The sequence below is a fragment of the Variovorax sp. JS1663 genome (genome assembly GCF_002157355.1).
Taxonomy (GTDB): Bacteria; Pseudomonadota; Gammaproteobacteria; order Burkholderiales; family Burkholderiaceae_C; genus Variovorax.
On sequence record NZ_LYMK01000001.1, the window covers coordinates 245,435 to 268,711 of the forward strand.

At 70.7% G+C, this 23,277-nt stretch carries 22 protein-coding genes; 12 read left to right on the plus strand and 10 right to left on the minus strand.

Annotated features, from left to right (window positions below; all coding sequences use genetic code 11):
• The first annotated feature begins 3 nt into the window (after positions 1 to 3).
• Complete coding sequence (locus tag A8M77_RS01275; RefSeq protein WP_086919747.1) at positions 4 to 3,333, plus strand: carboxyl transferase domain-containing protein; 3,330 nt, start codon at positions 4 to 6, stop codon at positions 3,331 to 3,333.
• Positions 3,334 to 3,348: 15 nt separating this feature from the next.
• Here the strand turns inward: A8M77_RS01275 and A8M77_RS01280 are convergent, their stop codons facing one another.
• The gene (locus A8M77_RS01280) at positions 3,349 to 3,792 is read right to left on the minus strand and encodes a histidine kinase dimerization/phospho-acceptor domain-containing protein (RefSeq protein ID WP_086919748.1); all 444 of its coding nucleotides are present in this window, start codon (positions 3,790 to 3,792) and stop codon (positions 3,349 to 3,351) included.
• A gap of 244 nt (positions 3,793 to 4,036) precedes the next feature.
• On the opposite strand from A8M77_RS01280, the gene A8M77_RS01285 reads away from it, so the two are divergent.
• The gene (locus A8M77_RS01285) at positions 4,037 to 5,323 is read left to right on the plus strand and encodes an SGNH/GDSL hydrolase family protein (protein ID WP_086919749.1); all 1,287 of its coding nucleotides are present in this window, start codon (positions 4,037 to 4,039) and stop codon (positions 5,321 to 5,323) included.
• A gap of 119 nt (positions 5,324 to 5,442) precedes the next feature.
• On the plus strand, positions 5,443 to 5,859 hold the full coding sequence (locus A8M77_RS01290; protein WP_086919750.1) for a YXWGXW repeat-containing protein: 417 nt from the start codon (positions 5,443 to 5,445) through the stop codon (positions 5,857 to 5,859).
• A 41-nt stretch (positions 5,860 to 5,900) separates the two neighbouring features.
• Here the strand turns inward: A8M77_RS01290 and A8M77_RS01295 are convergent, their stop codons facing one another.
• The 4 genes from A8M77_RS01295 to purU are packed head-to-tail and all read right to left on the minus strand — an operon-like array spanning position 5,901 to position 9,367.
• Positions 5,901 to 6,626 (minus strand): LrgB family protein, encoded by a 726-nt coding sequence (locus tag A8M77_RS01295; protein ID WP_086919751.1) that lies wholly within the window; start codon positions 6,624 to 6,626, stop codon positions 5,901 to 5,903.
• Positions 6,627 to 6,630: 4 nt separating this feature from the next.
• Complete coding sequence (locus A8M77_RS01300; protein WP_086919752.1) at positions 6,631 to 6,984, minus strand: CidA/LrgA family protein; 354 nt, start codon at positions 6,982 to 6,984, stop codon at positions 6,631 to 6,633.
• Positions 6,985 to 6,986: 2 nt separating this feature from the next.
• Positions 6,987 to 8,489: an FAD-linked oxidase C-terminal domain-containing protein gene (locus A8M77_RS01305; protein ID WP_086919753.1), complete on the minus strand. Its 1,503-nt coding sequence runs from the start codon at positions 8,487 to 8,489 to the stop codon at positions 6,987 to 6,989.
• Between the two features lie 29 nt (positions 8,490 to 8,518).
• Entirely contained in the window at positions 8,519 to 9,367 is an 849-nt protein-coding gene (gene purU, locus A8M77_RS01310; RefSeq protein ID WP_086919754.1) for a formyltetrahydrofolate deformylase, read from the minus strand.
• Between the two features lie 91 nt (positions 9,368 to 9,458).
• Here purU and A8M77_RS01315 point away from each other — a divergent pair, with 91 nt between their 5' ends.
• Positions 9,459 to 10,793, plus strand: a complete 1,335-nt coding sequence (locus A8M77_RS01315) for an aminotransferase class III-fold pyridoxal phosphate-dependent enzyme (RefSeq protein ID WP_086919755.1) — start codon at positions 9,459 to 9,461, stop codon at positions 10,791 to 10,793.
• Positions 10,794 to 10,811: 18 nt separating this feature from the next.
• Here A8M77_RS01315 and A8M77_RS01320 read toward each other — a convergent pair whose 3' ends face one another.
• A complete protein-coding gene (locus tag A8M77_RS01320) occupies positions 10,812 to 11,654 on the minus strand; it encodes a ChaN family lipoprotein (RefSeq protein WP_086919756.1) in 843 nt (280 codons plus the stop codon).
• A 78-nt stretch (positions 11,655 to 11,732) separates the two neighbouring features.
• Here A8M77_RS01320 and A8M77_RS01325 point away from each other — a divergent pair, with 78 nt between their 5' ends.
• Complete coding sequence (locus tag A8M77_RS01325) at positions 11,733 to 12,791, plus strand: AbrB family transcriptional regulator (RefSeq protein WP_238136667.1); 1,059 nt, start codon at positions 11,733 to 11,735, stop codon at positions 12,789 to 12,791.
• Here the strand turns inward: A8M77_RS01325 and A8M77_RS01330 are convergent.
• Positions 12,788 to 13,066, minus strand: a complete 279-nt coding sequence (locus tag A8M77_RS01330) for a BTH_I0359 family protein (RefSeq protein WP_192871529.1) — start codon at positions 13,064 to 13,066, stop codon at positions 12,788 to 12,790. The two genes, A8M77_RS01325 and A8M77_RS01330, sit on opposite strands and share 4 nt — an antisense overlap.
• A 121-nt stretch (positions 13,067 to 13,187) precedes the next feature.
• Positions 13,188 to 14,312: a DUF3108 domain-containing protein gene (locus A8M77_RS01335; RefSeq protein ID WP_086919758.1), complete on the minus strand. Its 1,125-nt coding sequence runs from the start codon at positions 14,310 to 14,312 to the stop codon at positions 13,188 to 13,190.
• A 119-nt stretch (positions 14,313 to 14,431) separates the two neighbouring features.
• Between A8M77_RS01335 and A8M77_RS01340 the strand changes: the two genes are divergently transcribed.
• On the plus strand, positions 14,432 to 15,445 hold the full coding sequence (locus A8M77_RS01340) for a fumarylacetoacetate hydrolase family protein (RefSeq protein WP_086919759.1): 1,014 nt from the start codon (positions 14,432 to 14,434) through the stop codon (positions 15,443 to 15,445).
• 17 nt (positions 15,446 to 15,462) lie between these two features.
• Here the strand turns inward: A8M77_RS01340 and A8M77_RS01345 are convergent, their stop codons facing one another.
• The gene (locus A8M77_RS01345; RefSeq protein WP_086919760.1) at positions 15,463 to 16,239 is read right to left on the minus strand and encodes a LuxR C-terminal-related transcriptional regulator; all 777 of its coding nucleotides are present in this window, start codon (positions 16,237 to 16,239) and stop codon (positions 15,463 to 15,465) included.
• 74 nt (positions 16,240 to 16,313) lie between these two features.
• Between A8M77_RS01345 and A8M77_RS01350 the strand changes: the two genes are divergently transcribed.
• The 3 genes from A8M77_RS01350 to A8M77_RS01360 are packed head-to-tail and all read left to right on the plus strand — an operon-like array spanning position 16,314 to position 19,311.
• Positions 16,314 to 18,071 (plus strand): FAD-dependent monooxygenase, encoded by a 1,758-nt coding sequence (locus A8M77_RS01350; protein WP_086919761.1) that lies wholly within the window; start codon positions 16,314 to 16,316, stop codon positions 18,069 to 18,071.
• Positions 18,068 to 18,304 (plus strand): hypothetical protein, encoded by a 237-nt coding sequence (locus A8M77_RS01355; protein ID WP_086919762.1) that lies wholly within the window; start codon positions 18,068 to 18,070, stop codon positions 18,302 to 18,304. The genes A8M77_RS01350 and A8M77_RS01355 overlap by 4 nt, the downstream gene beginning before the upstream one ends.
• 32 nt (positions 18,305 to 18,336) lie before the next feature.
• On the plus strand, positions 18,337 to 19,311 hold the full coding sequence (locus A8M77_RS01360; protein ID WP_086919763.1) for a Bug family tripartite tricarboxylate transporter substrate binding protein: 975 nt from the start codon (positions 18,337 to 18,339) through the stop codon (positions 19,309 to 19,311).
• Between the two features lie 13 nt (positions 19,312 to 19,324).
• Here A8M77_RS01360 and A8M77_RS01365 read toward each other — a convergent pair whose 3' ends face one another.
• Positions 19,325 to 20,488, minus strand: coding sequence for a toxin-antitoxin system YwqK family antitoxin (locus A8M77_RS01365; protein WP_143694507.1), 1,164 nt, complete (start codon positions 20,486 to 20,488; stop codon positions 19,325 to 19,327).
• Positions 20,489 to 20,614: 126 nt separating this feature from the next.
• Here A8M77_RS01365 and A8M77_RS01370 point away from each other — a divergent pair, with 126 nt between their 5' ends.
• The 3 genes from A8M77_RS01370 to A8M77_RS01380 are packed head-to-tail and all read left to right on the plus strand — an operon-like array spanning position 20,615 to position 23,242.
• Positions 20,615 to 21,871 (plus strand): cystathionine gamma-synthase family protein, encoded by a 1,257-nt coding sequence (locus A8M77_RS01370; protein ID WP_086919764.1) that lies wholly within the window; start codon positions 20,615 to 20,617, stop codon positions 21,869 to 21,871.
• Positions 21,868 to 22,878 carry a TraB/GumN family protein gene (locus A8M77_RS01375; RefSeq protein WP_086919765.1) on the plus strand — a complete coding sequence of 337 codons (1,011 nt, stop codon included), beginning with the start codon at positions 21,868 to 21,870 and terminating at the stop codon, positions 22,876 to 22,878. Before A8M77_RS01370 ends, A8M77_RS01375 begins: the two co-directional genes overlap by 4 nt.
• A gap of 10 nt (positions 22,879 to 22,888) precedes the next feature.
• On the plus strand, positions 22,889 to 23,242 hold the full coding sequence (locus A8M77_RS01380) for a DUF2946 family protein (RefSeq protein WP_086919766.1): 354 nt from the start codon (positions 22,889 to 22,891) through the stop codon (positions 23,240 to 23,242).
• Positions 23,243 to 23,277 lie beyond the last annotated feature (35 nt).

Sequence of the window (23,277 nt, forward strand, 5' to 3'; positions counted from 1 at the left end):
CCCATGTTCAAGAAGATCCTGATTGCCAACCGCGGCGAGATCGCGGTGCGCCTGGTGCGCGCGCTGCGCGACCTGGGCATCGGCAGCGTGGCCGTCCACGCGAAGGACGATGCGCAGGCGCTGCACGTGCGCATGGCCGACACCGCCGTGCCGCTGGCCGCGACCGGCCCCGCGGCCTACCTCGACGGCGATGCGTTGATCGCCGTGGCGCGCGCGCAGGGCTGCGACGCAGTGCATCCCGGCTATGGCTTCCTCAGCGAGCGGGCCGACTTCGCGCAGGCGTGCGCCGATGCGGGCCTGCGCTTCATCGGGCCCACGCCCGAGCAGCTCGCGCTGTTCGGCGACAAGGCGCGGGCGCGGGCGCTCGCGCAGCAATGCGACGTGCCGGTGATGCCGGGCAGCGAGGGCGCGGTCACGCTGGCGGAGGCGCAGGCCTTCTTCGCGGCGCAGCAAGCCGAGGACGGAGGCGGCGGCAAGAAGGACGCCGGACCCGGCGTCATGGTGAAGGCCATCGGCGGAGGCGGCGGCCGCGGCATGCGCGCGGTGCTGAAGGCCGAGGAGCTGCCCGAGGCGCATGCGCGCTGCATGTCCGAGGCGAAGGCCGCCTTCGGCGTGGAGGGCGTGTACGTCGAGCGCCTGATGCGCCGCGCGCGCCACGTCGAGATCCAGGTGCTCGGCGACGGCCGCGACGTCGCCAGCCTGGGCGAGCGCGAATGCACGCTGCAGCGGCGATTCCAGAAGCTGGTCGAGATCGCGCCCAGCCCCGCGCTGCCGGCGCCGCTGCGCGATCGCCTGACGCAGGCCGCGCTGCGCATGGCGAAGGCCGTGGGCTATCAGGGGCTGGGCACCTTCGAATTCCTGGTGGACGAGGCCTCCACCCGCCTGCCCTTCGTCTTCATCGAGGCCAACCCGCGGCTGCAGGTGGAGCACACGGTGACCGAGGCCGTCACGGGGCTGGACCTGGTGCAGCTGCAGATCGGCGTCGCGGCCGGGCAGGGCCTGGCCGAGCTGGGCATCGAGGCCGATCGCAGCGCGCCGCAGCGCGGCTTCGCGGTGCAATGGCGCATCAACGCCGAGACGCTGGATGCGCAGGGGCAGGCGCGCCCGGCCGGCGGTGCGTTGTCGCGCTTCGATCTGCCGGCCGGCCCCGGCGTGCGTGTCGACACCCAGGGTTACACCGGCCTCGCGCCGTCGCCGCACTACGACACGCTGCTGGCCAAGCTGATCGTGCATACCGCGTCGCCGCGTTTCGAGGACGTGCTGCGGCGCTCGCTGCGCGCGCTGGAGGAATGCCGCATCGAAGGCATCGCGACCAACCTCGGCCTGCTGCGCGCAATCGGTGAGCGGCCCGAGTTCGCGGCGCAGACGCTGCACACGCGCTTCGTCGAGGCGCATCTGTCCGATCTGCTCGCGGCGGCCTCGCGGATCGATGCCACGACGGCCCGCGCAGCGCATCCGCCCGCCGTCGAAGCGAAAGCGATGCCTGCGGAGCAGGACGACGGCGGCCTGGTGGTGCGGGCACCCATGCCCGCGCGCCTGGTGCAGTTCGAGGTCGAGGTGGGCGAGGTGCTGCCGGCCGGCGCGCAACTCGGCGTACTCGAGGCCATGAAGATGGAGCATCTGCTGCATGCGCCCGTGGCCGGCCGCGTGGTGGCGCTGCTGGCCGCGGCGGGCGACTACCTGGTCGAGGGCCAGTCGCTCCTGCGCCTCGAGCCGGTGGACGCGCAGGCCGTGCAGGCGGAGGCCCATGCCGAGCAGGACCTCGACGCCGTCCGCCCCGACCTGCAGAAGGTGATCGACCGCCATGCCTTCACGCTCGATGCGAACCGCGCCGCCGCGGTCGCGAAGCGCCAGGCGCAGGGCGGCCGCACGGCGCGTGCCAACATCGCCGACCTGTGCGACCTCGCCGCGGACCCCGGCAACTTCACCGAATACGGCGCGCTGGCGATCGCCGCGCAGACGCGCCGCCGCGCGCTGGAGGACCTGGTCGCCAATACGCCGGCCGACGGCATGGTGACCGGCATCGGCAGCGTCAACGCCGGGCAGTTCGGCCCGGAGAAGTCGCGCTGCGTGGTGATGGCCTACGACTACACCGTGCTGGCCGGCACGCAGGGGCTGCGCAACCATCAGAAGACCGACCGCATGCTGGGCATCGCGCACCGGCTCGGCCTGCCGGTGGTGCTGTTCGCCGAGGGCGGCGGTGGGCGGCCCGGCGACACCGACATGCCCATCGTGGCGGGCCTCAACAACCACACCTTCAGCCAGTTCGCCGCGCTCTCCGGCAAGGTGCCGGTGGTGGGTATCGTGCACGGCCGCTGCTTCGCGGGCAACGCGGCGCTGCTGGGCTGTGCCGACGTGATCATCGCCACCGAGGCCAGCAACATCGGCATGAGCGGGCCCGCGATGATCGAGGGCGGCGGGCTCGGCAGCTTCGCGCCGGAGCAGATCGGGCCCAGCAGCGTGCAGTCGCGCAACGGCGTGATCGACATCCTGGTCAAGGACGAGGCCGAGGCGGTGGCTGCGGCGAAGCAATACCTTTCCTACTTCCAGGGCGCGACGGGCGAATGGCAGTGCGCCGATCCGCGTGCGCTGCGCCACGCGGTGCCCGAGAACCGCCTGCGCGTCTATGACGTACGCGCCGCCATGCGCGGCGTGGCCGACACCGGTTCGCTGCTCGAGCTGCGCGCCGGCTTCGGCGCCGGCATCGTGACCGCGCTGGCGCGCATCGAGGGCCAACCCGTCGGCCTGCTGGCCAACAACCCACACCACCTCGGCGGTGCGATCGATGTCGAGGCGGCCGACAAGGCGGCGCGCTTCATGCAGCTGTGCAACGCGCACGGGCTGCCGCTGGTGGCCTTGTGCGACACGCCGGGCTTCATGGTCGGCCCCGAGATCGAGGCCCAGGCGCAGGTGCGCCACGTGTGCCGCATGTTCATGGTGGCCTCGCACCTGCGCGTGCCCTACTTCGCGGTGGTGCTGCGCAAGGGCTATGGCCTGGGCGCGCAGGCGATGACGGCGGGCGGCTTCGACGCGCCGGTCTTCACCGTCGCCTGGCCCACCGGCGAGTTCGGCGCGATGGGGCTGGAGGGCGCGGTGCGGCTGGGCTTTCGCAAGGAGCTTGAAGCGGTGCCCGAGGGTGCCGAACGCGATGCGCTGTTCCGCAAGCTGGTGGCGCAGCAGTACGCGAACGGCGAGGCGATCCACATGGCGCAGACGCTGGAGATCGACGCGGTGATCGATCCGGCCGACACGCGCGCCTGGCTGGTGCGCGGTCTGTCCTCGGCCGCGGCAGCCGCGTCGCGTGCGCCGCTGCCCTACGTGGACACCTGGTAGCGGCGCGCCCTCAGCTCAAGGCCAGAGCGCTGCTGCTTGTGGATGCCGGGATGCGAATGACGAACCAGGTTCCATCCTCCCGGGTGGATGAAACCTGGAGGGTCCCTCCGTGCGGGAACGTGGATGTCCTGCCGGATCGCTCTCGATGGATGCGCCGATGTCCGAGACCACGTCGCCGAGCGCCACCTCTATGTCGTCGATATCGCCGAAGGAAAGATCGAGCTTGCCGTCGATGCGTGCGCGGGTGAAATCCATGACGTCGCCGATCAGGTGTCCCATTCGACGGGTGGTCGATCGGATGAGCTGCGCCGTCTTGGCAAGATCGGGCTCCGACGTCCGCCTTGCCATCAGTTCGCCGATCAGGCTCAGCGTGGCCAGTGGGTTGCGAAGGTCGTGCCCCAGCACGGCGATGAACTGGTCCCGCAGCTCGATGGCCGCCTCGTGTCGAGCACCGCACATGCCGTCCAGCTGTCGTCGTCCACACGCGCCACGGCTGCAAAGCCCATGCCGGTGTTGTCGCAGATGACACGCGGCAATGCAGGCACTGCACTCATGCGCTGCACAGTCGCGACATCGCGCGCAACGGCTTCTGGCAGGGTCATGTTCTTCCAGGAATGGTGCTTTTCACTATAGCAGCCGCGATGTTGTCCGCCGCTGTCCAGCGACGCCGCGTGCGGCTTGCATACACTGGCCTGCTTTGCGCATGAACACAGTCTCACGACGACGCTTTGCCTTGGCCGGGCTCGCGCATGGCGCGGGCGTGTTGTCGCCGGCGCTGCTGCCGCCGACCGTCTTGGCGCAGACCAGGCCAACTGCCGAGCCGCGCTGGGCCGCGAGCTGGGCCGGGGCGCCGCTCGACTACATGCCCGCGCCCCTGTTTCCTGGCCTGCCCGCACTGCCGCGCGAGCCCCAGAGCTTCGACGGCCGCAGCCTGCGCCAGCGCATGGTGTCCACCCTGGGCGGCGAGCGCGTGCGGGTACGCTTTTCCAACTTGTTCGGGCGGCAGCCGCTGCATGTCGTGGAGGCCAGCGTGGCGCTGAGCACCAGCGCCGAGGCGGTCTCGCCGGCGAGCCTGCAGCGCCTGCGCTTCGGCGGCCGTGTCGGGCTGACCATCCCGCCGGGCCAGGAGGCCTGGAGCGACGCGGCGCCGCTGGCGGTCGAGCCCGGACAGACGGTGGCAGTGAGCTACCAGGTTCGGGCACACACGCCCTTTGCGACCCTGCACCTGATGGCCACCACGGCCATGGTGCCCGGCGCCGCTGTGATGCGCGCCAACTGGCCTGGTGCATTGCCCTCGCCGAACAACCACCTCGTGACCGGCCTGGACGTCGCTGCCCGCGCGACGCCACGCGTCATCGTGGCCTTCGGCGATTCGATCACCCAGGGCGCGGCCGACGTTTCGCAGGAGAGTTATCCGGACCGTCTGGCCGCGCGGCTGCGCAATCTGCGTGGCAGCAACGGCGGATTCGCGGTGATCAACGCCGGCATCGGCGGCAACCGGCTGCTGCTCGACGGCACCGGTCCGCGCGCCCTGGACCGCTTCCGGCGCGACGCGCTGGGGCAGAGCGGCGTCACGCACGTGCTGTTGCTGATCGGCATCAACGACATCGGCGTCAGCCTGCCGGCGCCGGTCCAGGCGCTGTCGCCGGCCTTCAGGCCGGCCAGCGCCGAGCAGCTCACGGCCGGCCTGCAGCAACTGGTCGACCAGGCGCGCCGGCAGGGCGTGAAGGTGCTGCTCGGCACCATCACGCCCTTCAAGGGTGCGGCCTACTGGAGCGAGGAGAAGGAACTGCGGCGGCAGGCGGTGAACCGATGGATCCGCGGCCTGCAGGGCGTGGACGGCATGGTCGACTTCGACCGCGCACTGCGCGATCCGGCCGATCCGGCCGCCATGAGCGCGGCCTACGACAGTGGCGACCACCTGCATCCCGGCCCAGCCGGTAACGCGGCGATGGCCGATGCGATCGACCTGCGCGAGCTGCAGGAATAGCGGCCTGGGGCTGCAACAAGAAGCGACAGAGCTTTACAAAACACTTCGGGCGAGGCTTACAAGGGCTTCACACAGGGCGGAGACGATGAAGGCTCCAACAACTCATGAGGACCTTCCCCATGAAAAAGCTTCTCGTCTCTTTTGCTGTAGGCGCTGCCTCCCTCCTCTCGGTCGGTGCGGCTGTCACTGTGCCCACCACCGCGCAGGCCCAGCCGGCCGTCATCATCCAGACGCCGCCGCCCCCGCCGCGTTCCGAGCGCATGCCCCCGCCGCGCCGCGGCTATGCGTGGGCACCGGGCCACTGGGAATGGCGTGGCGGCCGCCACGTCTGGGTGGCCGGCACCTGGGTTCGCGCCCGGCCGGGTTACGCCTACCGTGCGCCGGAGTGGCGCGAGCGCGACGGGCGTTGGGAATACAACCGCGGCCGTTGGGACCGTGACCGCGACGGTGTGCCGAACCGCATGGATCGGGACCGCGACAACGACGGCGTGCCGAACCGTTTCGACAACCGGCCCAACAATCCGAACCGCAGCTAAGCGCTGAAAAAACGCCCGCCTCCGCGGGCGTTTTCCCGTTCCTAGAACAGGCGGAACACGAGCGGCATCAGGAGCGCCGCCAGCACCACCTGCAGGCCCAGCGCCAGGCCCGCATAGGCACCGGCACCCTCGTCCACGTGCAGCGCGCGTGCCGCGCCGATGCCGTGGGCCGTGGTGCCCAGCGCAAAGCCGCGCGCGGCGAAGCCGGTCGCATCGGTGCCGATGCGCAGTGCATCGAACAAGTACTTGCCCGAGAGCGCGCCGATCATGCCGGTGAGCACGGCGAACACCGCCGACAGCGCCGGGATACCGCCGATCTTCTCGGAGATGCCCATCGCCACCGGCGCGGTGACCGACTTGGGCGCGAGCGAGAGCACCACCTCGTGCGGCAGGCCCACCGCCCATCCCAGCGCGACGGCAGAGGCGGCGGCGGCAATGCCGCCCAGCAGGGCCGCCAGCAACACCCGGCCGAGGCGCGCCTTCAGTTCCGCGCGCCGCTGCCACAGGGGCCAGGCCAATGCGACCACCGCCGGCCCCAGCAGGAAGTGGATGAACTGCGCGCCCGCGAAGTAGGTCGGGTAGTCGACCCCGGTGGCCAGCAGGCCGCCCGCCAGCACGATCACCGACCACAGCACTGGGTTGGCCCAGGGCGCGCTGCCCAGCCGCGTGTAGGCCGCATTGGCCAGCAGGTACACCACCAGCGTGGCCGTGAGGCCGAAGAGCGGCGTGGCCGAGAGATAGATCCAGAGCTCGACGAAGCGGGGCATGGCGTCAGTCCTGCGTCTTCCTGCCACGGTCGGGCCAGTAGAGCACCGTCGCCGTCACCGCCAGGCCGATCCAGGTCGACAGCACGATCACGAACAGCATGCGGCCGCCATACTGGGCCAGCAGTGCGAGGTGCGTCATCACGCCCACCCCGACCGGGATGAAGAGCAGCGACAGATGCGAGAGCAGGAAACCCGCGCATTCGGCCACCGGCTCCCGCACGATGGCGAAGTTGAGCGCACCCAGCAGCAGCACCAGGCCGAGCACGGGGCCCGGCAGCGGCAGCGACAGCCCGCGCGATAGCAACTCGCCGATCGACTGCAGCACCAGGAGCCAGGCGAGGCCGCGCAGACCCTGCATCTTCAGAAGCGCGGCAGCTCGGGGTGCGGCATCCGGCCCGCGCGGAACACCTGCTTGCCGTATTCCGCGCAACGCTGCAGCGTGGGAATGGTCTTGCCGGGGTTGAGCAGCCCAGCCGGGTCGAAGGCGCGCTTCACGCCGAACATCTGCTCGTTCTCCTCGGCGGTGAACTGCACGCACATGCTGTTGAGCTTCTCCACGCCCACGCCGTGCTCGCCCGAGACGGTGCCGCCCATGGCGACGCTGGTCTCCAGGATGTCGGCGCCGAACAGCTCGCAGCGGTGCAGCTCGTCGGGATCGTTGGCATCGAAGAGCACCAGCGGGTGCAGGTTGCCGTCGCCCGCGTGGAAGACGTTGCAGCAGCGCAGGCCGTACTTCCTTTCCATCTGCTGGATGGCGAGCAGGATGTCGGCCAGGCGCTTGCGCGGGATGGTCGAGTCCAGGCACATGTAGTCGGGGCTGATGCGGCCGGAGGCGGGGAAGGCGTTCTTGCGGCCGCTCCAGAAGCGCAGGCGCTCCACCTCGCTGGTGCTGACCGAGATCGCGGTGGCGCCGGCGCTGCGCAGCACGGCGCTCATGCGCTCGATCTCTTCTTCCACCTCTTCGGGCGTGCCGTCGGATTCGCACAGCAGGATGGCCGCGGCGTCGAGGTCGTAGCCCGCATGCACGAAGTCCTCGACCGCGGCGGTCATGGGCTTGTCCATCATCTCCAGCCCGGCCGGGATGATGCCGGCGGCGATCACCGCGGCCACCGCGTCGCCGGCCTTTCGCACGTCGTCGAAGCTGGCCATGATGCAGCGCGCCAGCTGCGGCCTGGGCACCAGCTTGACCGTGACCTCGGTGGTCACGGCCAGCATGCCCTCGCTGCCCACCACCAGGGCCAGCAGGTCCAGGCCCGCGCAGTCCAGGGCCTCGCTGCCGAACTCCACTGGCTCGCCCTCGGCGGTGAAGCCGCGCACGCGCAGCACGTTGTGCAGCGTCAGGCCGTACTTGAGGCAGTGAACGCCGCCGGAGTTCTCGGCCACGTTGCCGCCGATGGTGCAGGCGATCTGGCTGGACGGGTCGGGCGCGTAGTAGAGGTTGAAGGGCGCGGCCGCCTCGCTGATGGCGAGGTTGCGCACGCCGCATTGCACGATCGCCGTGCGGCTGATCGGGTCGATCCTGAGGATCTGGTTGAACTTGGCCAGCGACAGCGTCACGCCCTCGGCATGCGGCATGGCGCCGCCGGACAGCCCGGTGCCCGCGCCGCGCGCGACCACCGGCACGCCCATCGCGTGGCAGGTCTGCAGCACGGCCTGCACCTGCTCTTCCGTCTCGGGCAGTGCGACCGCGAGCGGCCGCTGTCGATAGGCGGTCAGGCCGTCGCACTCGTAGGGCGTGGTGTCCTCGGACTGCCAGATCAGCGCATGCGCGGGCAGGCGGGCCTGCAGCGCGCGGACCACCTGCAACTGGTGCTCCGCAGCCTGATGCCGCGCGTGCTGGATCGTGGTGTCTGGCGCGTTCATGGTCCGGACTTTACGGCGAGTGCCCGGCCCTACTTGAAGACCACCGTGCGATGGCCATTGAGCAGCACCCGGTGCTCGCTGTGCCATTTCACGGCGCGCGCCAGCACCTGGGTCTCGGTGTCGCGGCCGCGGGCGGTGAGGTCTTCCACCGTGTCGGTGTGGTCGGCGCGCTCCACGTCCTGCTCGATGATCGGGCCCTCGTCGAGGTCCGCCGTCACGTAGTGGGCGGTGGCGCCGATCAGCTTCACGCCGCGGTCGTGCGCCTGGTAGTAGGGCTTGGCGCCCTTGAAGCTGGGCAGGAAGGAGTGGTGGATGTTGATCGCGCGGCCCGCGAGCTGGGTGCACAGGTCGTTGCTGAGGATCTGCATGTAGCGCGCCAGCACCACCAGCTCGGCGCCCTCGGCCTCGATGATCTCCAGCTGCTTCGCCTCGGCCTGCGCCTTGGTGGCCGCCGTCACCGGGATGTGGTGGAAGGGCACGTTGTAGCTCGCGGCCAGCTGGTAGAAGTCGCGGTGGTTCGAGATGATGGCGCGCACGTCGATCGCGAGCAGGCCGCTCTTCCAGCGGAACAGCAGGTCGTTGAGGCAGTGGCCTTCCTTGCTGACCAGGAGCACGGTCTTCATCGGCTCGGCCGCCACGTGCAGCTTCCAGCGCATGCCGAAGCTCTGGGCCAGGTTGGCGATCTGCTCGCGCAGCGCCGTTTCGGCCTGGTCGCCGCAGGCGAAGCGCACGCGCATGAAGAACAGGCCGGTGCCGTGGTCGTTGTACTGGGCCGCTTCTTCGATGTTGCCGCCGCGCTCGAGCAGGAAGCCGGAGACGGCATGGACGATGCCGGTGCGGTCGGGGCAGGACAGGGTCAGGATGTAGGCGCAGCTCATAAGGGCCAGGATTGTCGCAGGCGCCTGCCGCGAAACCCGGCCGGTGACAAAATGGCCTTCCCCCCAGCGCCAACCGGCAGGAGCGAACAGCATGGCCTACAACGACTTCCGCATGGACAACCAGTGGCTGCCCTTCACCCCCAACCGGCACTTCCGCAAGGACCCGCGGGTCTTCGTGGCCGCCGACGGCATGGCGTTCACCACGCACGACGGACGCAAGGTGATCGACGGGATTTCCTCGCTGTGGTGCGTCGGCGCGGGGCACAACCGCAAGTCGATCAACGAGGCGATCAAGGCGCAGCTGGACACGCTGGACTACGCCACCGCCTTCCAGGTGAGCAACGACAAGGCCTTTCGCGCCGCGGAAATGATCGCCGCCATGGCGCCCGGCGACCTCAACAAGGTGCTGTTCTGCAACTCCGGCAGCGAGGCGGCCGACACCTCGCTGAAGGTGGCGCTGGCCTACCACCGGGCGCGCGGCGAGGGGCACCGCAACGTCTTCATCGGCCGCGAGAAGGGCTACCACGGCGTGGGCTTCGGCGGCATGTCGGTGGGCGGCATTCCGGGCAACCGCAAGGTCTTCGGCTCGGCCTTCCTGCCGCGCGTGGACCACATGCGCTTCATCCACGACCCGGCGAACCATGCCTACATCCACAACCAGGAGCCGGTGTGGGCCGAGGACCCGCTGGCCGACCTGGAGCAGCGCATCCTGCCGCTGCACGACCCGAGCAACGTGGCGGCGATCATCGTCGAGCCGATCGCCGGCTCGGCCGGCTGGTACGTGCCGCCCAAGGGCTACCTGCAGAAGCTGCGCGAGATCTGCGACAAGCACGGCATCCTGCTGATCTTCGACGAGGTGATCACCGGCTTCGGCCGCATGGGCACGAACTTCGCGGCCGACTTCTACGGCGTGGTGCCCGACATGCTGAACTTCGCCAAGTGCGTGACCAACGGCGTGATCCCGCTGGGCGGCGTGATCTGCCGCGACAAGCTCTACGACGCGATGATGAACACCAACGCGCCGGAGCACGTGGTGGAGTTCTTCCATGGCTACACCTACTCGGGCCATCCGGTGGCCTGCGCCGCGGCGATCGCGACGCTGGACCTGTTCGCGAAGGAAAAGCTGTTCGCGCGCGCCGGCGAGATGGGCAAGGTGCTGGGCGATGCCTTCCACGCCACCTTCAGGGGCCTGCCCAACGTGGTCAGTATCCGCAGCCTGGGGCTGGCCGCGGCGGTGGAGTTGGCGCCCATCGCGGGCGCGCCGGGCAAGCGGGCCTACGACATCTTCCTGGACTGCTTCCACAAGGGCGCGCTGGTGCGCCCGGCGGGTGACGTGATCGTCATTGCACCGCCCTTCGTGGTGGAGAAGTCGCACATCGAGACGCTGGTCAACACGCTGGCGGATTCGATCCGCAGGAACGCCTGACCCGGACGTCGCGGTTCTTCAGCGCTTCGGCTCGGCCTGTGCGCGTAGCGCCGCGCAGTAGTCCTTCTCGGGCAGCGCGGGCGTCCGCCACACGGCATCGAAGGCGCCCGGCTCGCGCTGCGCGCCTGGGGAGGCGCCGGCCTGCAGCTGCACCGTCTTCACCGCGAGGTCGCTGGGCAGGTGCTGCGGCACGCCAAGCCCCTTGGCGCTGTGGCCGGCACCGCTCAGCAGCAGCACCGTCTTGCCGGGCGTGCGCGCCTTGAGGATGGTCTGCGCCATCGCGCGGTCGCGTGCGATCTGGATGCGCGTCATGGGCCCGATCTGCGACTCGGGCAGCAGGTTGCAGTGGCCGCTGCGCACGGCCTCCTGCTGTGCCTTGTGGGCTTCGGTGCCGAGCTGCGCGTCGAGGGACACGTCGGTCATCGCATCCCGCATGCGTGCACGCGGCAGGTTGGCGCCCAACACCGGGACGCCGGCACGTACCGCGGCCATCACGGCCGGGCCGTAGGACGCCCAGGGCCAGGCCTTCTCGTTCCAGCCAAGGGCGGCCTGGACCTGTTCCTCGCTCGCGGCGGGGTCCATGAGGGTGGTGCTGTGGCCTTCCTCCGCCATCTCGATCGCCAGCGCCGCCAGGCGTCCGCGCGCGGCCAGCGCCTCGACCGTCTCGCGCTCGATGACCTGGTGCTCGGGGGCGTCGTGCTGCTCGCCCAGCAGCAATGCGTCGGCCGGCAGCAGGGAGAGGGCGCGTCGGGGGATCGGCGTGTCCGGCGCCGCGGGCGCAGAGCCTGCGCAGCCCGCGAGCAGGGCCATCGTCAACGAGAGGGACAGGCAGGCATGCAGCCGGGAAAGGCGTCGGGGCATCAGGCCATACTAAGCGACGGCAGCCGCGCCCGGCAGCCATCCATCGCCCCCTTCCGCCCGTCCGTGCTCCCGCCCCGATTGACGCTGCGCGTCCTCGCCACCCTGTTGCTTGCACTCCTGGCCGCGCTCGCCTGCCTGGCGATGCACGCGCCGCTGCCCTGGATGATCGGGCCGCTGCTGGCGGTCTCGCTGGCCTCCATCGCGGGGGCGCCGACCGCCAGCCACACCCCCTTGCGCAATGCCGGGCAATGGGCGATCGGGACGGCGCTGGGGCTGTATTTCACGCCGCAGATGGTGGGGCTGGTGGCCGGTCTCTGGTGGGCGATCGTGCTGGCGATCGTCTGGGCACTCGGGCTGGGCTGGCTGTTCGGGCACTGGCTGCACGGCTTGCACGCGCCACGGATGCCCCATGTGCCAACGCATTCCATGAGAGCCACGACTTACTTCTCTGGCGCAATCGGTGGTGCGTCGGAGAAGACGCTGCTGGCCGAGCGGGTGGGCGCGCGCACCGATCTGGTGGCCGCGGCGCACAGCGTGCGGCTGGTGGTGGTCACGGTGGCGATTCCCTTCGCCATGCAGTGGAGCGGCCTGCACGGTCTGGAGATCCATGCGGCGGGGCCGCGGGAAGTGCGCTGGGGCGGGTTGGCACTGCTGGTGCTGGCCACGGGTGTCGGCGGGCTGGCGATGCGGCTGGCCGGGCGCACCAACCCCTGGTTCATCGGGCCGCTGCTCGTGTCCATGGGCTTCACCGTGGCCGGGCACCCGCTGTCGGTGGTGCCGGCCTGGGTGTCGAACGCGGCCCAGCTGGTGATCGCGGTCAGCCTGGGCGTGCGCTTCAGCCGGGAGTTCCTGCACACGGCGCCGCGCTGGCTGGCGGCGGTGGCGGGGGGAACGGTGGGGATGATCGTGGTGTGCGCCGGGTTCGCCTGGCTATTGGCCTGGGCGACCGGGCTGCATCCCGCGACGCTGGTGCTCGGCACCTCGCCGGGCGGCATTGCCGAGATGGCGATCACCGCGAAGGTGCTTCAGCTGGGGGTGCCGGTGGTGACGGCCTTCCAGGTGTGCCGCCTGGTGGCGGTCCTGCTGATCGTGGGGCCGATGTACGGCTGGCTGTACGGCGGGAAGAAGTCCGGCTAGTGCACCAGGACGGGGGTGTGGGCGAGCTCGGCGTAGCCCTCAAGGGTGTCCTCGACCTCTTCCTGGGTCGGGGTGTTGAGTTGCCAGGCGGCGATCTGCTGCTGGAACAGCTCGGCCCAGGAACCGTCGAGGTAGACCTCCTTGCCGGAGCGCTTGTCCACGATCTCGAAGCCGTGGCGGGCGAGGACGGGCACGTTGGGCGCCAGCGGCTTGTCGTCCTCGGTCGGTTGCACGTGCACGACGACGAAGGAGTCGGAGTCGTAAAGCATTTGCATGGCGGGTCCAGTGCGGATGTCGATGGCCTTCATGATGGTTAGATAGCAATCAACGCGCCAGTTTCAAGAAGGGCTGTTGTTTTGTAGGTACAGGCCGTGATTTTTTGTGCACTCCTGGGCCTCAGGGCCGCGCGCCCTGCGCGTCGCGCAACTGGAAATCGGCGAAATCGCCATTGGACTGGGTCTGGCGGATACGCACCGGCAGGTATCCGAGCGCGGGGGCGATCCAGAGTTCCACCTTGTCGTCGAAGGGCTTGCGCGGATTGCGGGTGAGCTTGCGCGCTTCGAATTCGCCGGCCGGCAGGCTCAGGTGCTCGTCTTCCTCCACCTTGAAGATCCAGAGGTCGGCATCGCGTGGCCCCACGGTCTGGATGGCGAAGGCGGCGCCGGGCGGGTAGCGCGCCGGATCGCCTGCCAGCAGGGCGCCCAGCTGCATGATGACGCTGAGCCGGTCCTGCGCACCGGGCAGCAGCGGCACGCTCGGCGCGTTGTTGCTGAACACGATCTGGCCTTGGTCGCGCATGAAATGCGAGGCCACCTCGCCGCGGCGCTTGTCCGAGAAGCGGGCCGGCTCGATGCCGCCCGGCCCGATGACGCCGCTGCTGTGCTGGCTGCGGATGGTCTTGAAGAGGAAGCTGAGCGAGAGCTGGGCGTCGTACTGCTGGCCGTCCTGCTGCCAGACCAGCTTGCCGAATACGCCCTGCATCGGCGCCGCGCCCAACTGGCCGGTCACTGCGAAGGCGAGCTGCACCGGGCCCGACACCTGGATCGGGGCCGGCGCCTCGGTGGGGCCGGTGGCGGTCCCGCTGCCGGCAGCGCCGGCCGATCCCGAGGCCGCGCCTGCCGGATCGCCGGCGGCCGGGCCGGGCGCGGCTTCCGCGGTGGCGGGCTCCGCAGGTGCCTCGGCCTCGGCGGGGGCCGTCCGCTCGGGTGCCGGGCTGTGGGCCGCTGGCGGGCTGGGCTCGCGGGGCGCGGGCACTGCGTGCCGCGGCCGCACGGGCTTGGGCGCCGGCGGTTTGGCGGCGACCGGCGGTGGCGGTGCAGGCACCGGCTCGGGCGCCGGGGGCGTGACGACGATCGTGCGCGTGCTGAATCTGGCACCCAGCGGCGAAGGATGCGGCCCCGCCGCCATGGGCGCCAGGCCCAGCAGCGCCAGGTGCGCCAGCAGCACCGCGGCCGCCAGCAGCACCAGCGTGCGCCAGGGCACGCCGGGCAGGGCAGGGGCGGCAGGGGGAAGGAGGCGCATCGGGGAGTGGGATCGGAGGCTGCTGCCAAGGTTCAGCTCGGTACACTGCCGCCCGTCCAACCAGTTTAGGGCAGCGATGCGGGGGGCGCATCCGCGCCCGCTTCGTTCCTCTTTCGACCATGAAACTTGCCACTCTCCACGACGGCTCGCGCGACGGCCAACTGGTCGTCGTCTCGCGCGACCTTGCCAGCGCCCACTACGCCACCGGCATCGCCAACCGCCTGCAGCAGGCGCTCGACGACTGGGGCTTCATCAGTCCGCAGTTGCAGGACCTGTCGGACCAGCTCAACGCCGGCCGCGCGCGCCATGCCTTTCCCTTCGATCCCGCGCACTGCATGGCGCCGCTGCCTCGGGCTTACCAATGGGCCGACGGCTCGGCCTACCTCAACCACGTGGAGCTGGTGCGCAAGGCGCGCAACGCCGAGGTGCCCGAGAGCTTCTACACCGACCCGCTGATGTATCAGGGCGGCAGCGACGACTTCATCGGCCCCTGCGGCCGCATCGTCGTGCCCAGCGAGGCCTTCGGCATCGACTTCGAGGCCGAGATCGCCGTCGTCACCGGCGACGTGAAGATGGGCGCCACGCCCGAGCAGGCGCTCGACGGCATCCGCCTGCTGATGCTGGTCAACGACGTGAGCCTGCGCAACCTGATCCCGGCCGAGCTGGCCAAGGGCTTCGGCTTCTTCCAGAGCAAGCCGGCCACCGCCTTCAGCCCGGTGGCCGTCACCCCTGACGAACTGGGCGATGCGTGGCAGGGCGGTCGCGTGCACCTCACGCTGCAGAGCAGCTGGAACGGCCGCAAGGTCGGCATGTGCGATGCCGGCGAGGAGATGAGCTTCCACTTCGGCCAGCTCATTGCCCACATCGCCAAGACCCGCAACGTGCGCGCCGGCAGCATCGTGGGCAGCGGCACGGTCAGCAACAAGGGCGTCGAGAAGAACGGCCGCATGGAGTGGCCGAAGGGCTACAGCTGCATCGCCGAAAAGCGCTGCATCGAGACCATCCAGGATGGTCAGCCCAGCACCGAGTTCATGAAGTACGGCGACACCATCCGCATCGAGATGAAGGGCAAGGACGGGCAGTCGATCTTCGGGGCGATCGATCAGGAGGTGGTGGCGCCCGGGGCGGACTGACGTTGCGGGGAGCGTGCTCAGCCGCCCGCACCCCTGAGCAATTCCTTCAAGCTTCCGATCCCCAGCCGCCGGAACGCCCGGTACTGGTGGGTCCGCACCGTGGTGAGCTCCACGCCGATCTCCCGCGCCGCCTCCTTGGCCGTCTTGCCCGCCAGCAGATGCCCGATGACCTCGCGCTCCCGCAGGCTCAGCGCCAGCAGGCGCGCGCCCAGGCTGGGTTCGGCCGCCTCGCGCGCCGCCATCGCGCTGCGCCCGTGCGCCAGCGTGGCGTCCGCCAGCAGCGTGGCATGGGCCTCCAGCAGGGCGAAATCCAGCTCGCCGAACTCGGGCTGGGCCAGGCTGCGGTAGAAGCTCACCGCGGTGCGCTGGCCGGCCGGCGACAGCAGCAGGATCGAGGTGCGCTCGCGGATGCCGACGTCGCCGTAGCAGGCCGCGCGGTAATCGGGGTCCGCCACCTCGTCGGCGTGCTGGTGCCCCAGCCACAGCTGCGGACGCTGCGGCAGTTTTCGCCTGGCGAGCCAGACCATGTTCGGGTCCATCCGGTCGAAGCGCTGGGCGACGTAGCGCTCCGCCGTGCGTTCGGCGGTGCTGCCGTAGCTGCTGGCGGCCGAGACCGTCTCGATCCGGCCGCTGGCGCTCACGGCGAACACGGTGCAGAAGGTCACCGGCAGCACGTGGTGCATGGCGCCGAGGTAGCTGGCGGCCAGGTGCGGGGTGCCGATGCCGGCCAGCACGCCGCTCACCACTGGCGATGCCAGCGGGCGGTCGATCGGGCGCAGGGGCCAGCGTCTCATGGGAATCTCAGGGAAAACACGTCGTAAGAAGTTAGGACAACGGTGACGCGATGGCATCGGGACAATCCCGTTGCATGAACACCGCTGTTGTCCCGTCCGCGTCCGCCGCACCTGCCGCGCGCCCCGGCGACGCCGCCACCGGCGCATTGCCGCCCGAGGCAGTCGGCCTGCCGCCGCCGGTCGGCGCATTCCACTACACCCGCTTCGCGCCCCTGCTGCCGAAGCTCGCGAATGGCGTCGAGCCAGGTCGCCACCCGGTGGTGATCGCTGGCGGCGGCCCGGTCGGCATGGCGCTGGCGCTGGGCCTGGCCAACCATGGCGTGAGGAGCGTGATCCTGGAGGCGGACGACACCGTCTGCGTCGGCAGCCGCGCTGCCTGTGTCTCGCGGCGCAGCCTGGAGATCATCGAGCGCCTGGGCGCGCTGCCGGCCTTCCTGGCCAAGGGCCTGGCCTGGACCGGCGGGCGCAGCTTCTACAAGACGGAGGAAGTGTTCCGCTTCGAGATGCCGCACGACACGCTGCAGAAGCTGCCACCGATGATCAACCTCGAGCAGTACTACATCGAGCAGTACCTGCTGGACGAGATCACGCGGCGCAACACGGCCGAGCCGGGGCTGATCGACATCCGCTGGGGCACGGAACTCACCGGCTTCGAGCAGGACGGCGACGGCCTGACCCTGCAGGCGCGCAATGTGCTGGGCGCGTACACGCTCGCGGCCGCATGGCTGGTCGGCTGCGACGGCGGCCAGAGCTTCGTGCGCAAGTCGCTCGGGCTCAACCTGGAAGGCACGGCCTACGAGGGCCGCTACGTGATCATCGACATCGAGCTGCACAGCAGGCACCCGACCGAGCGCCGCGCGTGGTTCGATCCGCCGTGGAATCCGGGCTCCACCGTGCTGATGCACCGGCAGCCCGACGACATCTGGCGCATCGACTACCAGCTGCGCGCCGGGCAGAGCACCGAGGAGGCATTGAAGCCCGACGCGGTGGCCGACTTCGTGCAGCGCCATCTCGATGCCATCGGCGAGGGCCACCTGCCGTGGAAGACGGTCTGGACTTCGGTCTACCGCGCCGGCGCCATGACGCTGCCCGACTACAGCCACGGCCGCGTGCTGTTCGCGGGCAATGCGGCGCACGCGATGCCGATCTTCGGCGTGCGCGGCCTCAACTCGGGCTTCGACGACGCCGACAACCTGGCCTGGAAGCTGGCGCTGGTGACGCGCGGCCTGTCGGATGCCTCGCTGCTCGACAGCTATTCGCAGGAGCGCATCGCCGCCTTCCACATCAATGCGGAGAGCGCGATGCGCAGCACCGAGTTCATGTCGCCGCCCTCGCGCGGCTTCGACCTGCTGCGCGAGGCGGCGCTGTCGCTCTCGGGCGTGCACCGCGGCATCGCGAACCTGATCAACCCGCGGCAGACGCAGGCGGTGCGCTACGAGGATTCCGTGCTGTCCAGCGAGAGCGACCCGCTGCCGGCGGGGCCGCGGCCCGGCGAGACGGTGCCCGAGCATCCGCTGGCCGAAGCGCTGCACCTGACCGACTGGATCGGCCCGCGCTTCACGGTGCTGATGCTCAACATCGATCGGCCGGATGCGGCCTTCGAGGCCGAGCTGGCGGCCGCGCAGGCCGGCCCGCTGCAACCCGCGCTGCACCGCCTGCCGCCCGCCGCGCAACACGCCGCGGTGTTCGAGGCCCTGGGCGCGCAGGAAGGTGCGGTCTACCTGCTGCGCCCGGACGGCCACGTGGCGGCGCGCTGGCGCCGTCCGCGCCCGGGCGTACTGACGCAAGCGCTGGCGCGCGCATCGGCATCGGCCCTCAAGGAGCACGCATGAACATCCTCAGCCTCGAAGCACGCGACCGGCTCTATGCCGACTGCGCCCGCGCCATCAGCGAAGCCGGCGCCGAGCGAGAATCACTCTTCCTCGCGCGACTCGCCCTGCTGCTGTTCGAGCAGCTCGGCGACGAGGCGCGTTGCCGGGCCGCGCTGGCGGAAGCGCTGCGCGACCTGCCGATGCCCTCGCTCTCCGCAGCGGCGGCCGAGGCCGGCGCGGCCCGATCCTCTTGAACACTCACGCCAAGAAACCAGGAGACTTTTTCATGGACCGCAGAACCCTGCTCACCGCCCTGGCCGCCAGCGCGGCCGCCGGCGCCGCCCCGCTGGTGCGCGCGCAGAACTACCCCGACCAGCTCATCAAGTGGGTGGTGCCCTATCCGGCCGGCGGCGGCACCGACGTGATCGCGCGCACCCTGGCCGAGGCCATGCGCCAGACGCTGGGCCAGCAGATCGTGATCGACAACCGTCCGGGCGCCTCGACCAACATCGGGGCCGACCTGGTCGCCAAGTCCAAGCCCGACGGCTACACCATCATGTCGGCCGACAACGCGGTGCTGGCCTTCAACGAGTACCTGTTCAGCAAGCTGCCCTTCAACCCCGAGAAGGACTTCAGCTACATCGGCGCGATCGGCAAGTTCCCGATGGCGTTGGTGGTGCACCCGGACTTCCCGGCGAAGGACTTCAAGGCCTTCCTCGCCTACGTCAAGGCCAATCCCGGCAAAGTCAACTATGCCTCGCCCGGCAACGGCTCGCCGCACCACCTGGCGATGGAGATGTTCAAGAACCGTACCGGCACCTTCATCACCCACATCCCCTACCGCGGCGCGGCGCCGGCGATGGCGGACGTGATGGGCGGCCAGGTGCCGTGCATGTTCCTCGACCTCGCCTCCGGCCTGCCGATCATGCAAGGGCAGAAGGTGCGGGTGCTGGCGATCGGCTCAGGCGCGCGCTCGAAGCTGCTGCCGGACGTGCCCACGCTGGCGGAGGTGGGCGTGCCCAACACGGAGGTGTTCGCCTTCCAGGGCATCCTGGGCCCGGCCGGCCTGCCCGCGCCCGTCGTCAACAAGCTCAACGCGGAACTCAACAAGGCCTTCAGCGTGCCGGCGGTGCAGAAGCGCTTCAGCGACTTCGGCATGGAGGCGATGCCCGGTACGCCGCAACAGTTCGCGGCGCTGTCGCGTGCGGAGTCCCAACGTTGGGGGCCGATCATCAAGTCGGCGGGGATCAAGCTGGATTGAGTCTGCGCAGGGCCTACTTGGTGTAGGCTTTTCGCGAGCCGTCTTCGAACACCTCGTCGTCGCGCTCCAGCTTGCCCTCGGCATCCCAGCTGCGCTCGCGCGTCACGCGGCCCTTGTCGTCGTAGCTGGATTCGGCGCGCAGCTTGCCGCTGTCGCCGAAGCGCTGGTGCGTGCCGATCGGGGTCTGCCGAAAGCGGCTCACGACCAGGAAGCGGCCCAGCGCGGCGCGCTGGCCGTTGTCGTGGAACTCGGTGATCTCCACCGTGCGTGCCTCGTTGCCCTCGCCATACACCGCCTTGCTGCGCGGCTGGCCGTTGAGGTAGTAGCTCTCGTCCGACAGCGGCTCGCCGCCCGGGCCCCAGCGCTGGTCGCGCACCAGCGTGCCTTTCTCGGAAAACTCCTGCTCGCGCTGCTTCACCGAGCCGCGCTCGGTGACCAGATAGGCGACCTCGCGGCGCTTCACGCCCTCGGAGGACCAGCGCCGCTCGATGCGCTGGTTGCCGATGACCTCGTCCTGCGCCGAGGGCTTGCCGTTGTCGTAGAGCTCCTCGCTGCGCACCCGCTTGCCTGCCAGGTAGCTCAGGCGCGAGCGCAGGATGCCCTTGGCATCGAACAGCTGGACCTGCGAGGGACTCCCGCCGAAGCCGCACAGCTGCGCATCGTCGGCCGCGGGCGCGAGCAGCGGCTTGTCGCCGCAGCGCAGGGCCGACAGCTGGCCGCGCTCGGTGAACTCGGCATAGGCGCGCTCGCCCGGTTCGGCATAGAAGGTGATGCGGCGCAACTGGCCGTTGGGATGGAAGCTGCGCGAGAGGCCGGTCTCGTGCCCGTCCTCGTAGCGCGCCTCGCGCAGCACGCGGCCGGTGGCGGGCGCGAACTCGCGCGCCAGGCCCTCCATGTTGCCGCGCGCGTTCACGCTGTGCTCCTTCAGCAGCTTGCCCTTCTCGTAGTAGCGCACGATGCCCATGAAGACGCCGTTCTGGAGCTGCTGCTCACGCACGAGCTCGCCGCTGTCGCGGTCCTTGCAGCGCATCAGGCCGGTCTTGCCGGCGGTCGTGTTGCCGTTGGCCGGGTTCACGTGCTGGCCGCCCAGCTCGCAGTCCTGCACGGCCAGTGCGGCCAGGGGCAGGAAAGCGAGCAGCGCGATGGCCAGCGCGGCCGGGCGCAGGAGAGCAGGCATGGTGTCTTCAGGCGGTGGCGAAAGGCTCGCCGGCGTCGCGCATGGGGATGGCGAGGTGAAATATGCTGCGCATGCGAAGAGCATAGCGGCGCCGCCGCCGTCTCGAAACCCCTGGATACATTTGCGATGAACCCGTCCGGTCCCTCCGATCCGCCCGACCCGATCACCCGGCTGCTGCATGCCGACCGCCGATTCGGCGCCGAGCAGGGCGGGGTGCACATGGCGGTGAATCCCTCGGTGCAGTACGGCTACGAGCGCGTGGAAGACCTGATCGGCGTGTTCCAGGGCCGTCTGAAGAACCGCTTCAACTACGCCCGCCAGGGCACCCCGACCACCGCCGCGCTCGAGGCCAAGATCACGGCGCTGGAGGAGGGCACGGGCAGCGTCAGCTTCGCGACCGGGATGGCCGCCGTCTCGGCGGTGTTCCTGACGCTGCTGCGCGCGGGCGATCACCTGGTGGCCAGCCGCCACCTGTTCGGCAACACCCACAGCGTGCTGGGGACCCTCCAGGGGCTGGGCGTCGGCGTAAGCCTGGTCGATGCCGCCACGGCCAGCGCGGTGGCCGCGGCGCTGCAGCCGCAGACCCGCATGGTCTTCGTCGAGACCATTGCCAATCCCGGGACCCAGGTGCCGGACCTGCCCGGCATCGGGCAGCTGTGCGCCGAACGGGGCCTGCTCTACGTGGTGGACAACACCATCACCTCGCCGGCCCTGTTCCGGCCGAAGCGGGTGGGCGCCAGCCTGGTCGTCAACTCCCTGACCAAGACCATCGCCGGCCACGGCAACGCGCTGGGCGGCGCGGTCACCGACACCGGCCTGTTCGACTGGCAGCGCTACCCGAACCTCTTCGAGGGCTACCGCCAGGGCGACCCGGCAGCGTGGGGCCTCGCGCAGCTGCGCAAGAAGGGGCTGCGCGACCTGGGCGGCACGCTCAGCGCGGACCATGCACACCGCATCGCCGTCGGCGCGGAGACCCTGGCGCTGCGCGTGGCCCAGACCAGCGCGACCGCGCTGGCCCTGGCCCGCTTCCTGGAGGCGCATCCGGCCGTTGCCCGCGTGCATTACCCGGGGCTGGAATCGCATCCGCAGCACGCGATGGCACGCGCGCATTTCGAGGCCGGGGCCTGGCTGCTGTCCTTCGAGCTGCGAGATCCAGAGGACTGCATTCCCGTCATCAACCGGCTTCAGATCCCGGTCAAGGCCACCGGCATGGGCGACACCCGCACGCTGATCATCCCGGTCGCGCCCACCATCTTCTGGGAGGCGGGGCCGCAGAAGCGGGCCGAGATGGGCATCGCCGAGGGGCTGGTCCGCGTTTCGGTCGGACTGGAGCGCGAGAGCGAGCTGATCGCCGACTTCGCGGCGGCGCTGGACGCCCGGTGAGCTTCCCTCTACGGCCCTGGTCGCGGGCCCTGCGCGCCCTGGCGTTCGCCGTCCTGTGCGGCGGTGCCGGGCCGGTCCTGGCGGCCGGCGAGGCCAGCACCGCGCCCGCCTGCCCGCCACCCGCGCCCGCGCCGGACCTGTCGCCGGCCGCCGTGGCCGCGGCGGCCGACCACGGGCTGCTGTGGCGCATCGACAAGGACGGCCGCAGCTCCTGGCTCTACGGCACCATGCACCTGGGCAAGGCCGAATGGGTGCTGCCGGGCCCGCGGGTGCTGCGCGCACTGACACGCAGCGACACCCTGGCGCTGGAGCTCGACCTGCAGGATCCCGCCACCGTGGCCGTCTTCAGCGAGCCGTCCGACCCGGCCCTGCGCGAGCGCCTGCTCACGCCCGAGCGCCAGCGCCGGCTGGCCCGGCAGGCCGCGCAGGCCTGCCTGCCCGAGGGCGCGCTGGCCAGCCTGCGGCCGATCCTCCAGGCCACCACCCTGGCCATGCTCGCGGCGCGCGCCGAGGGGCTGTATGGCGACTACGGCAGCGAGGTCTTCCTCTCGGCCTTCGCCCGCGCGCGCGGCAAGCCGGTGGTCGCGCTCGAAAGCGCGGCGGCGCAGCTGAAGATGCTGGCCGGCGATTCCGAGGCGGAGGAGGGCGAGCAGGTCGACCAGGCCCTCGACGAGCTCGAGTCGGGCCGGGCCGCCGTGCTGGCCGGCGAGCTGGCCGACGCCTGGGCGCGCAGCGACTGGCCCCGGCTCGACGGCTACACCCGGTGGTGCGACTGCGTACGCACGCCGGCCGAGCGGCGTGCGCTGCGGCGCCTGCTGGACGAGCGCAACCCCGGCCTGGCCGACGGCATCGCGCGCCTGCACGCGTCGGGGCAGCGGGTGTTCGGCGCGGTCGGCGCGCTGCACATGGTCGGCCCGCAGGGGCTGCCGGCGCTGATGGCGGCGCGCGGCTTCCGCGTCACCGCCGTGGTCCCGGCCGCCACGCCGGACGGCGCGGCTCGCCGATAATCGCGGGTTCATGTCCTGCCTGCGTCACGCCCACCACCTCGGCCGCCTCGTGCTGCTGTGGTTCGTGCTGTCGCTGGGCGCGGCGATCGCCTCGCCGGTCGTCCATCCCCAGGCGCTGGAGCTGGTGTGTTCCAGCGCCGGCGCCATCAAGGTGGTGGTGCAGACCGACGATGGTGCCCAGGAAATGGGCGTCAGCCACTTGGACTGCCCGCTGTGCCTGCTGACCGGCGCGCCGCCGCCGGCCACGCTGCAGGCGCTGCCGCACCCGCTTCCGCTGGCCCATGCGGTCCAGCCCATCCCGGCCGCGCGCATCGCCGCGGCCACCGCCGCGCCGCTGCCGGCGCGCGGTCCACCCGCGCTCTGAGCCTGCCGTCGACTCCGTAACGCGAGGCGCCCCGG

What these genes read in the sequence shown, in the direction of transcription:
- A8M77_RS01380 (WP_086919766.1), top strand. Translation starts at nt 22,889, where the DNA reads ATGTCCTGCCTGCGTCACGCCCACCACCTCGGCCGCCTCGTGCTGCTG.
- A8M77_RS01300 (WP_086919752.1), bottom strand. Translation starts at nt 6,984, where the DNA reads ATGCAGGGTCTGCGCGGCCTCGCCTGGCTCCTGGTGCTGCAGTCGATC.
- A8M77_RS01280 (WP_086919748.1), bottom strand. Translation starts at nt 3,792, where the DNA reads ATGTGCGGTGCTCGACACGAGGCGGCCATCGAGCTGCGGGACCAGTTC.
- A8M77_RS01365 (WP_143694507.1), bottom strand. Translation starts at nt 20,488, where the DNA reads ATGCCTGCTCTCCTGCGCCCGGCCGCGCTGGCCATCGCGCTGCTCGCT.
- A8M77_RS01350 (WP_086919761.1), top strand. Translation starts at nt 16,314, where the DNA reads ATGAACACCGCTGTTGTCCCGTCCGCGTCCGCCGCACCTGCCGCGCGC.
- A8M77_RS01295 (WP_086919751.1), bottom strand. Translation starts at nt 6,626, where the DNA reads ATGCCCCGCTTCGTCGAGCTCTGGATCTATCTCTCGGCCACGCCGCTC.
- A8M77_RS01290 (WP_086919750.1), top strand. Translation starts at nt 5,443, where the DNA reads ATGAAAAAGCTTCTCGTCTCTTTTGCTGTAGGCGCTGCCTCCCTCCTC.
- A8M77_RS01340 (WP_086919759.1), top strand. Translation starts at nt 14,432, where the DNA reads ATGAAACTTGCCACTCTCCACGACGGCTCGCGCGACGGCCAACTGGTC.
- A8M77_RS01275 (WP_086919747.1), top strand. Translation starts at nt 4, where the DNA reads ATGTTCAAGAAGATCCTGATTGCCAACCGCGGCGAGATCGCGGTGCGC.
- A8M77_RS01355 (WP_086919762.1), top strand. Translation starts at nt 18,068, where the DNA reads ATGAACATCCTCAGCCTCGAAGCACGCGACCGGCTCTATGCCGACTGC.
- A8M77_RS01370 (WP_086919764.1), top strand. Translation starts at nt 20,615, where the DNA reads ATGAACCCGTCCGGTCCCTCCGATCCGCCCGACCCGATCACCCGGCTG.
- A8M77_RS01285 (WP_086919749.1), top strand. Translation starts at nt 4,037, where the DNA reads ATGAACACAGTCTCACGACGACGCTTTGCCTTGGCCGGGCTCGCGCAT.
- A8M77_RS01305 (WP_086919753.1), bottom strand. Translation starts at nt 8,489, where the DNA reads ATGAACGCGCCAGACACCACGATCCAGCACGCGCGGCATCAGGCTGCG.
- A8M77_RS01335 (WP_086919758.1), bottom strand. Translation starts at nt 14,312, where the DNA reads ATGCGCCTCCTTCCCCCTGCCGCCCCTGCCCTGCCCGGCGTGCCCTGG.
- A8M77_RS01345 (WP_086919760.1), bottom strand. Translation starts at nt 16,239, where the DNA reads ATGAGACGCTGGCCCCTGCGCCCGATCGACCGCCCGCTGGCATCGCCA.
- A8M77_RS01330 (WP_192871529.1), bottom strand. Translation starts at nt 13,066, where the DNA reads ATGCAAATGCTTTACGACTCCGACTCCTTCGTCGTCGTGCACGTGCAA.
- A8M77_RS01315 (WP_086919755.1), top strand. Translation starts at nt 9,459, where the DNA reads ATGGCCTACAACGACTTCCGCATGGACAACCAGTGGCTGCCCTTCACC.
- A8M77_RS01360 (WP_086919763.1), top strand. Translation starts at nt 18,337, where the DNA reads ATGGACCGCAGAACCCTGCTCACCGCCCTGGCCGCCAGCGCGGCCGCC.
- purU (WP_086919754.1), bottom strand. Translation starts at nt 9,367, where the DNA reads ATGAGCTGCGCCTACATCCTGACCCTGTCCTGCCCCGACCGCACCGGC.
- A8M77_RS01320 (WP_086919756.1), bottom strand. Translation starts at nt 11,654, where the DNA reads ATGCCCCGACGCCTTTCCCGGCTGCATGCCTGCCTGTCCCTCTCGTTG.